Here is an 8272-nt window from a genome sequence, read left to right on the forward strand (position 1 = left end):
ATTCTCGAACCATCCGGGGACCAGGCAACCGGAATCATTGAATACTCTGCAGGTAATGACCACAGGATACTCATATCGCTGTCTACCATAGAGATTGTCTCTCCCCAGGTATCCATAATCAAGAACCTGCTCCTGTCAGGCGAGAGCGAATAGACATCAAATCCATCAAATCTCGCCTTTCTCTCTCCTTCTACAAAAACTCCTTCCATGTTTTCGGAGATATAAACAAAGGTTCTGGCGTCCAAAAACTGCCCATAAATAGCGTTGGCTACATTGCCCTGAAGTACTCCTGCAATATCGTAGAACCCTATACTAATTTTTTCCATATCGAAATTTACCGAGTTGTATGAAATTACTGCCTCTTCCTCGGAAAGTATCTCTACCAATTTCTTAGGTTCAGGCACTCTCGAAATCCAGGAGAAGATCCACGGAAGTTCTTCATAGTTAACCATAAACTCCTGAATATTTGAGGTTAGAGACGCTTCATCATCAGCAAGAACGATGGCGCTGAATAATGCGCTTACATGCTCCGGAATATAGATATAGTAGATCAGGGACAACGCCTCATGAATATCCGATCCATCATCATAAGCTTTGCCCTGCAGAAACCAATCGACGGCATCGTCGTAGTGGCCGCCCTCCAGATCTAGAATTCCATTGAGGTAATAAAACATTGGCTCTGAATAGAGCAGTTCTGAGTTCTCGTTCAAAAGGCTTCTCGCCGTGGAAAAATCGTAGTCATCCAGCAGCCCGACAATATAAGGTATTAGGTAGTCTGTTTCTCCAAAATCCTCCACCAGAATTCTCGATACTATCAACTGCAGTTCAGCTGGATAAAGCTCGGCAGATTCATCGTGCAGAAAGACATAGGTCTCGACTTGATCTCCTCCAAGCCTACCTACGGCTTCTCTAACAATATCTTCCGACAGGTTCCAGTTGCTGTTCAACGTTTTCAAGTAGAGCAAGAGCGAATCTCGTTTTGGTTCAAGTTCATATAGCCTTTCCGAAATTGCCTCGGCATAATCTGAATAGTAGTTATCGATAAGTTTCTCTATTGCTTCTTTTATCACTTGATACATGGGTTCGGGTATTTCGGCGATCGCCGACACTACCTCTTTCAAAGTTGTTCCATAACTCTCAAAATCATAGTCTTCATCATAGATTTTCAAGAGGGCCTGAAGGCTCTCGAAATCCAGAGGATTCTCTGCCAGCTTTGCCTTCAATTCTTCTACCTGCGCTATTCCAACCAAGGGAATTATTAGCAGTAAAATTACAAAGATTAATCTCTTCATGAAAACACCTCCTCCGCCAATTTTAACCCGGTCGTTGATGGCTAGCTACCATGAGGAAGTGTCTATTGTCGCGAAAACACAGAGCCTTTTACAGAGACACTAGCTCACTCCCAACGAAATGAATGAGTTCCGACAGGTGCTTCTCCGAGAAATCGAACTCTATTCCTGCGCTTTCAAATAACTCATCTAGGGGCCTTGAGTATCCCATAGAAAGAAACCTCTTATACTCTTCGATGGCTTTAGGACCCCGCTGCCTGTAATTCTTGTAGATCGCAAGTGCTCCAAGTTGAGCTATGCCATATTCAATGTAATAGAATGGGTTCGTAAATATGTGAGGCTGAAGGAGCCATCGAATTTCCTTCAAATCTTCCAGATCTGTCCACTCAACACCGGTGTTGAAACGATCAAAAATCTCCGCAAATTTCCTATCCCTTTCTTTAGAAGAGTGATCTGGATTCGTATATATCCACTGCTGGAAAGAGTCGACAACCATACACCAAGGCAGGAAACTCAAAGTGCCAGTTAACTCCTCCAGTCTGGCAATCCTAACCTCATCGGCCGAGTAATATTCATCCCAGTAATCCATCGTCAGAAGCTCCATCGACATTGAAGCAAGTTCAGCAGCTTCATGTGTTGCATGTCTGTAGGCAATCAACTTCTCATTAACGGTTGCAAATGAATGCATTGCGTGGCCCGATTCATGAAGTATAGTCCGTACATTTGCCGGCGTTCCCGTTGCATTCATAAAAATGAAGGGGGCACCGGTTTCGTCAAGCGGGTAATTGTAACCACCGGGAGCCTTCCCCTTTCGGTTTTCAAGATCAAGCAAACCATTTTCCTTCATCTTGAATAGATTTCTGCCGAACTCGGGGTCAACTTTCTCAAGAATTCTTATTGCCTTTTGAACAAATTCCTCCATAGTTTTGAAGGGTTTTAGTACTTTTCCAGAGGGCTCAACACTCAAGTCCCAGGGTCTCAACTTCTGCAGTCCAAGCTGTTTCCTTCTTTTTTCGTTGAGTTCAGCAACGAATGGTACAACAATTTTTTCCACCGATTCATGAAACCTAATGACATCGTCAACCGAGTAGACGAACCTGTTCTTCTTCAGGTGCATATAGTCCCTGTAACTTCTAAATCCCGCATTTTCGGCTTGTGGTACTCTGACCGCCAGAAGTCTGTCAAAGAGTTCTTCCAGATTCTTGTGCACTTCTTTCAACTTGCTCATGGAAAGCCGCCACGCTTCTTCCCTAACTGAACGGTCAGGCTCAAGTTGAAACTTAGAGAGCTGCGATAGAGTATACTCGTGATCTCTATAATTAACCGTTAGAGAACCAATAATGGCCGCATATTCAGAAGCCATCTTCTTCTCCTGAATCTCCAGGGCGAGATTCTCTTCTCTGAAGAGCTCCACGGTATTCGACACTATGGCATCGAAGTTTTCATATCTGTGGCTGTCGAGATCATTTCTGAAGGGGCTGGAATGATACTTATTCATTAATTTGATCTTGTAAGGCTCAGATCTTGAGTAGACCTCTGCGTAGAACCTTGAGTACTCGAGTCTCTTATCTTCGTTGTCCGCGAATCTAGTCATGTCTATGTATTTCCACGCGAGTTGCTCTTGAAGGATCATGAAGAGCTCACTCCAATAGTTGAGAAAATCCTCGAGCGAATCCCCGTCAGCAATTTCGAATTCTTCCAGTTTCTTCAACTCGCCCTCCAAATTCTCCCATACAGACAGATCAAGATCTTCAGCAATATATCTCCTTTTATGCTTTTCAATGGTGGATTCGGACATTTACTAACCTCCCGTCTCAAATATGTGTATTAAGTGTTAATTTAATTATACTATACACTGCTTAGCCGGCTGAGGAACAACCTCTATAAGTCAACTCCCTGGCAGTTTTTGAAGCAGTTACTCGAAATTTCATTTGTGATGATAGACTTATGATTGAAGGAGGCATTGAATTGTCAAGAGTCGCAGTCGTAGGCGAACTGCTTATCGACCTTATATCTAGCAGCGTCGTGAAGGATCTTGGCGAAGCATCTTCTTTTGGAAGATTCTTCGCGGGTTCTCCGGGAAACCTTGTCTTGAATCTTAACGGTCTTGGTGTAGATACAGCTCTTCTCTCAAGATTGGGTGACGATTTCTTTGGAAGAGCGTATTTGACACATCTGCGCTCCAGAGGCATCGACACCTCATTTGTCCAGCTGGACCCTCAAGCTAATACTTCTCTTGTGTTTGTTTCGAAGTCACAATCGACTCCTCAGTTCATGGCAATTAGAGGTGCTGACTGTTTTCTCGAAGAACCTGAAGACATTCATAATTTTCTGAACAGTGTCGAATTCATTTATTTTACATCATGGCCGCTCTCAAGGAAGAGAACAAGAGCCGTCTGCATGAAATTGATCGCTCTTGCTTTGAAAATGGGAATTAAGATTGCATTCGATCCTAATTACAGAGAAGTGCTATGGGAGACAAACCAAGACGGCAAATCCTTCATTAAAGAGTTTATGAGGTACTGCTTTATCGTCAAGCCTTCCGAAGATGACTCATATCACATTTTCGGCCCCGGGAAACCTTTGGATTACATTCGCAGATTCCATGAGGCCGGAGCAAGGAACGTTGTTCTGACTCTCGGCCACAAAGGCACGATTATATCTGACGGAAGAAGAATTGAAACACTTCTGCCTTGCGCTAGAAGAGTCGTAGACATCACAGGGGCAGGAGACGCTTTTTGGTCGGGTCTTCTCTTCGGATTGCTTAATGGAAAGGACGTATTCGAATCAGCTGTTTATGGGAACTACTGTGCGGCTTTCAGAATCGAACATGAGGGAAAAGATGTAATCTTGCCTTCTGTGGAAGCGCTGAAGGCAATTTTCGAGGCGGGTGATAATTGATGAGAGTTGCGTTTATAAATCCCCAGGGGAATTTCGACAGGAACGACAGTTACTGGACAACACATCCCGACTTTGGAGGTCAATTAGTCTATGTGAAGGAGATCGCGTCGGCCATGTCGGAAATGGGAATCAATTGTGACATTGTTACAAGGAGGATAGTCGATGATAGATGGCCGGAGTTTTCCGATGAATTCGATTCTTACCCGGGAAGAAACAACCTGAGAATCGTTCGAATCCCCTTCGGCCCCGAAGGCTTTTTGAGGAAAGAAGAACTCTGGCCCCATCTGGGTGAGTTCGCAAAAAGAATAAAAGAGTTCTACCATGCAGAACGCACACTACCGAATTTCGTAACAACTCATTACGGAGATGGTGGGCTGACTGGAGCAATGCTATTTAGGGAGACTGGAATTCCTTACTCCTTCACGGCTCACTCTCTTGGTGCTCAAAAACTTGATAAACTACTCCAAACTGGAGCAGACAGACTCCAAATCGAAAGAGAGTTCAACTTCTCCTTCAGAATCGCGGCCGAAAGAATTGCAATGAAGTATTCAGCAATCAACTTCGTTTCTACATCTATGGAGAGGTTTCAGCAGTACAGTCATAGACTCTACAGGGACTTCTCTGACGTTGGAAACGACTCAAGGTACTCTGTTGTTCCTCCAGGAGTCAATACAGATATATTTACTACGAACTCAACCGAACTAGATGGAATGATCGAAAGAAAATTCAGGAAAGCCGTCGAAAGGTTTTCAGATCTGTCCCGACTTCAACTTCCCATGATTATTGTGGCAAGCAGGCTTGAGCAAAAAAAGAATCACATTGGATTGGTAAGGGCATTCGCAAAAGACAGAGAATTGAACAGCACAAGCAACCTGGTAATTGTAACTCGCGGTCTGCACGATCCATACGAGGAATACAGTTCACTTGAAGAACCGGATCGCTCAGTGCTTAGAGAAATCATAGATCAGATATCGAGAAACGAAATAATGGATAGAGTCATCTTCATGGATATTGAGAACCAGCTTCAACTGGCCGCTCTATACAGAATTGGATCGAAGAGAAGATCGGTATTCGCTCTAACTTCTCTCTATGAACCTTTTGGCCTCGCCCCGATTGAAGCGATGGCCTGTGGTCTGCCAGCAGTGGCAACGTCTAGCGGAGGCCCCGTAGAAACTCTGAGAGAAAACAACATAGAATACGGAATACTTGTCGATCCGCTTGAAACAGAAGACATTGCTCGTGGGATTAAGAGAGCTATCTTTAGCGGCAGCGATTTCTGGGAAGAGATGAGTTCCAGGGGAGTTGATCGCGTCACTGAAAAATATACGTGGAAATCAGCTGCCGAAGGCTATCTTAATCAGATTAAGGAAAAGATTAGGCACGAACATCCCGAGCCGGAGATCCCAGAGTGTTTTTTTACCGGAATCGACATTCCTTTCATTGAGTAATTGTGATATCTCATGATTCTTCGTTCTTCGGGCGCTCTTTTGAGGCTAAATTTTCTTATGGGTTATGCCCACAACTTTGAAGATGGAGGAAAGCAGTGAAGTACAACTTTGATAAAATTATCGAAAGAAGAGGAACGGATTGTATCAAATGGGACCATGCAGATCTCTTTTTTGGGAAAAATGACCTCCTGCCGATGTGGGTAGCCGATATGGATTTTGAATCACCACCTGAAGTCGTAGAAGCGATTGTAACCAGGGCCAAACACGGTATCTACGGATATACCGCACGATCGGACAGCTACTACGAATCTATTGTGAGCTGGCTCTCTAGAAGGCATGGATGGGAAGTAGAAAAAGAGTGGATTTCACATGCACCCGGAGTAGTCCCGGCAGTTCATATTGCCATCATGGCACTCACTCATCCGGGAGACAAGGTCATTGTGCAGACACCAGTATATTATCCTTTCTTCAAAGCAATTGAAGAAACGGGCCGTCAGTTGATTCTGAACCCTTTGATTGAGTCCGGCGGAAGATACACAATGGATTTCGAAGATCTGGAAAGGAGGATTGATTCGAGAACAAAGATTATCATCCTCTGCAGTCCCCACAATCCGGTAGGGAGAGTTTGGACAAGAGATGAACTTTCAAAGCTCGGAGAGATCTGCTTGAGCAGTAACATCAAGATTATTTCTGATGAGATTCATTCGGACCTTGTGCTTGGTAACAACAGACATATACCGATCGCCACGATATCTGAAGAGGTTTCTTCTATCACACTTACATGTGTAGCTCCAAGCAAGACCTTCAATCTCGCGGGACTTTCTTCGGCGGCGGTGATTTCATCTTCTAGCACACTTCTAAGTGAGTACTCGAACATGTTGAGTTCTGTCGGAGCCGGAATGTCTAATGTTTTTGGCACAATCGCACTTCAAACAGCTTATAACAAGGGCGAACACTGGCTTGAAGAATTGCTTGAATACATCAGTGGAAACTTCGAGTACATGAGAGATTTCTTGAAAGCAAACTTCCCGGAAGTAAAGGTCACCGAGCTTGAAGGAACGTATCTTGCATGGATTGATTTTAGGGGTACAGGCATGAGTGTGGAAGAGCTCAAGAATTTGCTGTATGAAAAGGCAAAGGTTGGTTTTGAAGACGGCTCTATATTTGGCATGGAAGGTGAAGGATTCATGAGAGTAAATCTTGCATGTCCTAGAGCCATCGTTGAAGAGGCCATGAAGAGGTTAATCAATGTCTGGAAATCCTGCTGATTGTTTAATCGGCTACGACCATTTAGCTTGTGGTTTTACATGCAGAAAAGAAGTACACAGATGCTTAATAAATGGTCACGCTGAGTTAATTGACATACATCTTGGATAGACTAGAATTGGTCGAGGAACATCGATACTGGTATGCAAAATCACATTCTCTTGAGACATATCTCTTATTTGACTTGATTATACAAAGACAGATTTCCTAGACCCCACCCCTGTTCGGAAATTCCTAAACTGAAAAGCAGGCCCTCAAATAGAGGGTCTGTTTTCACTTATGACTTGATGCCCAAGAATTGATGTTATCTCTTCAGCCTGAACGAGGTATATCTCCTATTATCCGTAAACACTAAGTCAAGTCCAGAAATTTCTGAAATGACCTTCATAGTGTTGCCGGTAAAGAATGATATATGACTCATATCTCTAACATAATACCAGTCAAGAAATTCTTCATCATCCAAAGGGTGAAAAAGAGTCATTATTGAAAGCAGTCCATCGTCTTTGAGACAGCCTGCTAGCAGTTTGAAATACTCCAAAGGATCACCAAGGTGTTCGAATACTTCTGTTGAGGTAATTAGATGATACTTCTTTCCCGAGAAGACCATGTTTGGCGCGAAGAACAGATCATAAATATCCATATCAAAACCATAATCTCTATCGAGAATCGTTGCCAATACAGGTGAGGGACCACTTCCAAAATCAAGCCCGCTTCTTCCACAAGAAACGAAATCAATCACGGCAGAATCGATGAAATCCTTGAAATAGGCAACATATCGGGGATCGTCTATGCTGTTATTGTGTTTCCTATATATCTTCAACTCATCTTCCTGAGAGATTCGATTCTCTGCATCCTTTGAAATGAAGCCACACATGTCGCAGTAGTGATATTTAAGTTGAAATTTCTTGTGAAGAATCTCTCGAGTGGCGGAACCACATATTATGCACTTACTCCTCATAAATCGATCATTCCATATACCACCCGCCTTCATTCTTGATTATAATTTGAAAGTGAAATGATTTCCATACTTTGGAGTTTAATTGGATTATTGGACCACCTTCTGCTTTCATTGAATATCAACTCCATATTCTCAAAGCACAATCACAGTATTTCGATTCAAATAGCGGTACGTTCAGACAATATTTTGATCGACTTCTACAGTTTATTCCCAGAAGAACTTCCTGATTCCGTAAAAATCACTATTTAATTGATCTATAAAACAAATACTTATTTTTATAGAAGAAATAATTATAGTGATCGAAAATATTTTTATTTATGTACTTGACTTTTTATTATTTTATGTGATATATTATGAATGTAGAACCAGAGTTTAATAAAAGGAGGTGTAGAAATGAGAAAAGTTAAGGA

General features: G+C 42.8%; 6 protein-coding genes. 3 read left to right on the plus strand and 3 right to left on the minus strand.

Annotated elements, in window-relative coordinates:
• Together ENN47_00870 and ENN47_00875 are read right to left on the minus strand one after the other, a co-directional pair.
• The coding region (locus tag ENN47_00870) for a hypothetical protein (GenBank protein ID HDP76743.1) at positions 1-1292 on the minus strand (1292 nt) is incomplete at its 3' end.
• A gap of 88 nt (positions 1293-1380) precedes the next feature.
• On the minus strand, positions 1381-3087 hold the full coding sequence (locus tag ENN47_00875; protein HDP76744.1) for a M3 family oligoendopeptidase: 1707 nt from the start codon (positions 3085-3087) through the stop codon (positions 1381-1383).
• 170 nt (positions 3088-3257) lie between these two features.
• Between ENN47_00875 and ENN47_00880 the strand changes: the two genes are divergently transcribed.
• The 3 genes from ENN47_00880 to ENN47_00890 all read left to right on the plus strand — a co-directional run bounded on the left by ENN47_00880 (position 3258) and on the right by ENN47_00890 (position 6906).
• Positions 3258-4190 carry a carbohydrate kinase gene (locus ENN47_00880; GenBank protein ID HDP76745.1) on the plus strand — a complete coding sequence of 311 codons (933 nt, stop codon included), beginning with the start codon at positions 3258-3260 and terminating at the stop codon, positions 4188-4190.
• Positions 4190-5638, plus strand: a complete 1449-nt coding sequence (locus ENN47_00885) for a glycosyltransferase family 1 protein (GenBank protein HDP76746.1) — start codon at positions 4190-4192, stop codon at positions 5636-5638. The genes ENN47_00880 and ENN47_00885 overlap by 1 nt, the downstream gene beginning before the upstream one ends.
• 95 nt (positions 5639-5733) lie before the next feature.
• On the plus strand, positions 5734-6906 hold the full coding sequence (locus tag ENN47_00890; GenBank protein HDP76747.1) for a pyridoxal phosphate-dependent aminotransferase: 1173 nt from the start codon (positions 5734-5736) through the stop codon (positions 6904-6906).
• A gap of 302 nt (positions 6907-7208) precedes the next feature.
• Here ENN47_00890 and ENN47_00895 read toward each other — a convergent pair whose 3' ends face one another.
• The gene (locus tag ENN47_00895; GenBank protein ID HDP76748.1) at positions 7209-7895 is read right to left on the minus strand and encodes a class I SAM-dependent methyltransferase; all 687 of its coding nucleotides are present in this window, start codon (positions 7893-7895) and stop codon (positions 7209-7211) included.
• Between the last annotated feature and the right edge of the window lie 377 nt (positions 7896-8272).

Origin of the sequence: Mesotoga infera (assembly GCA_011045915.1) — a bacterium.
GTDB lineage: Bacteria > Thermotogota > Thermotogae > Petrotogales > Kosmotogaceae > Mesotoga > Mesotoga infera_D.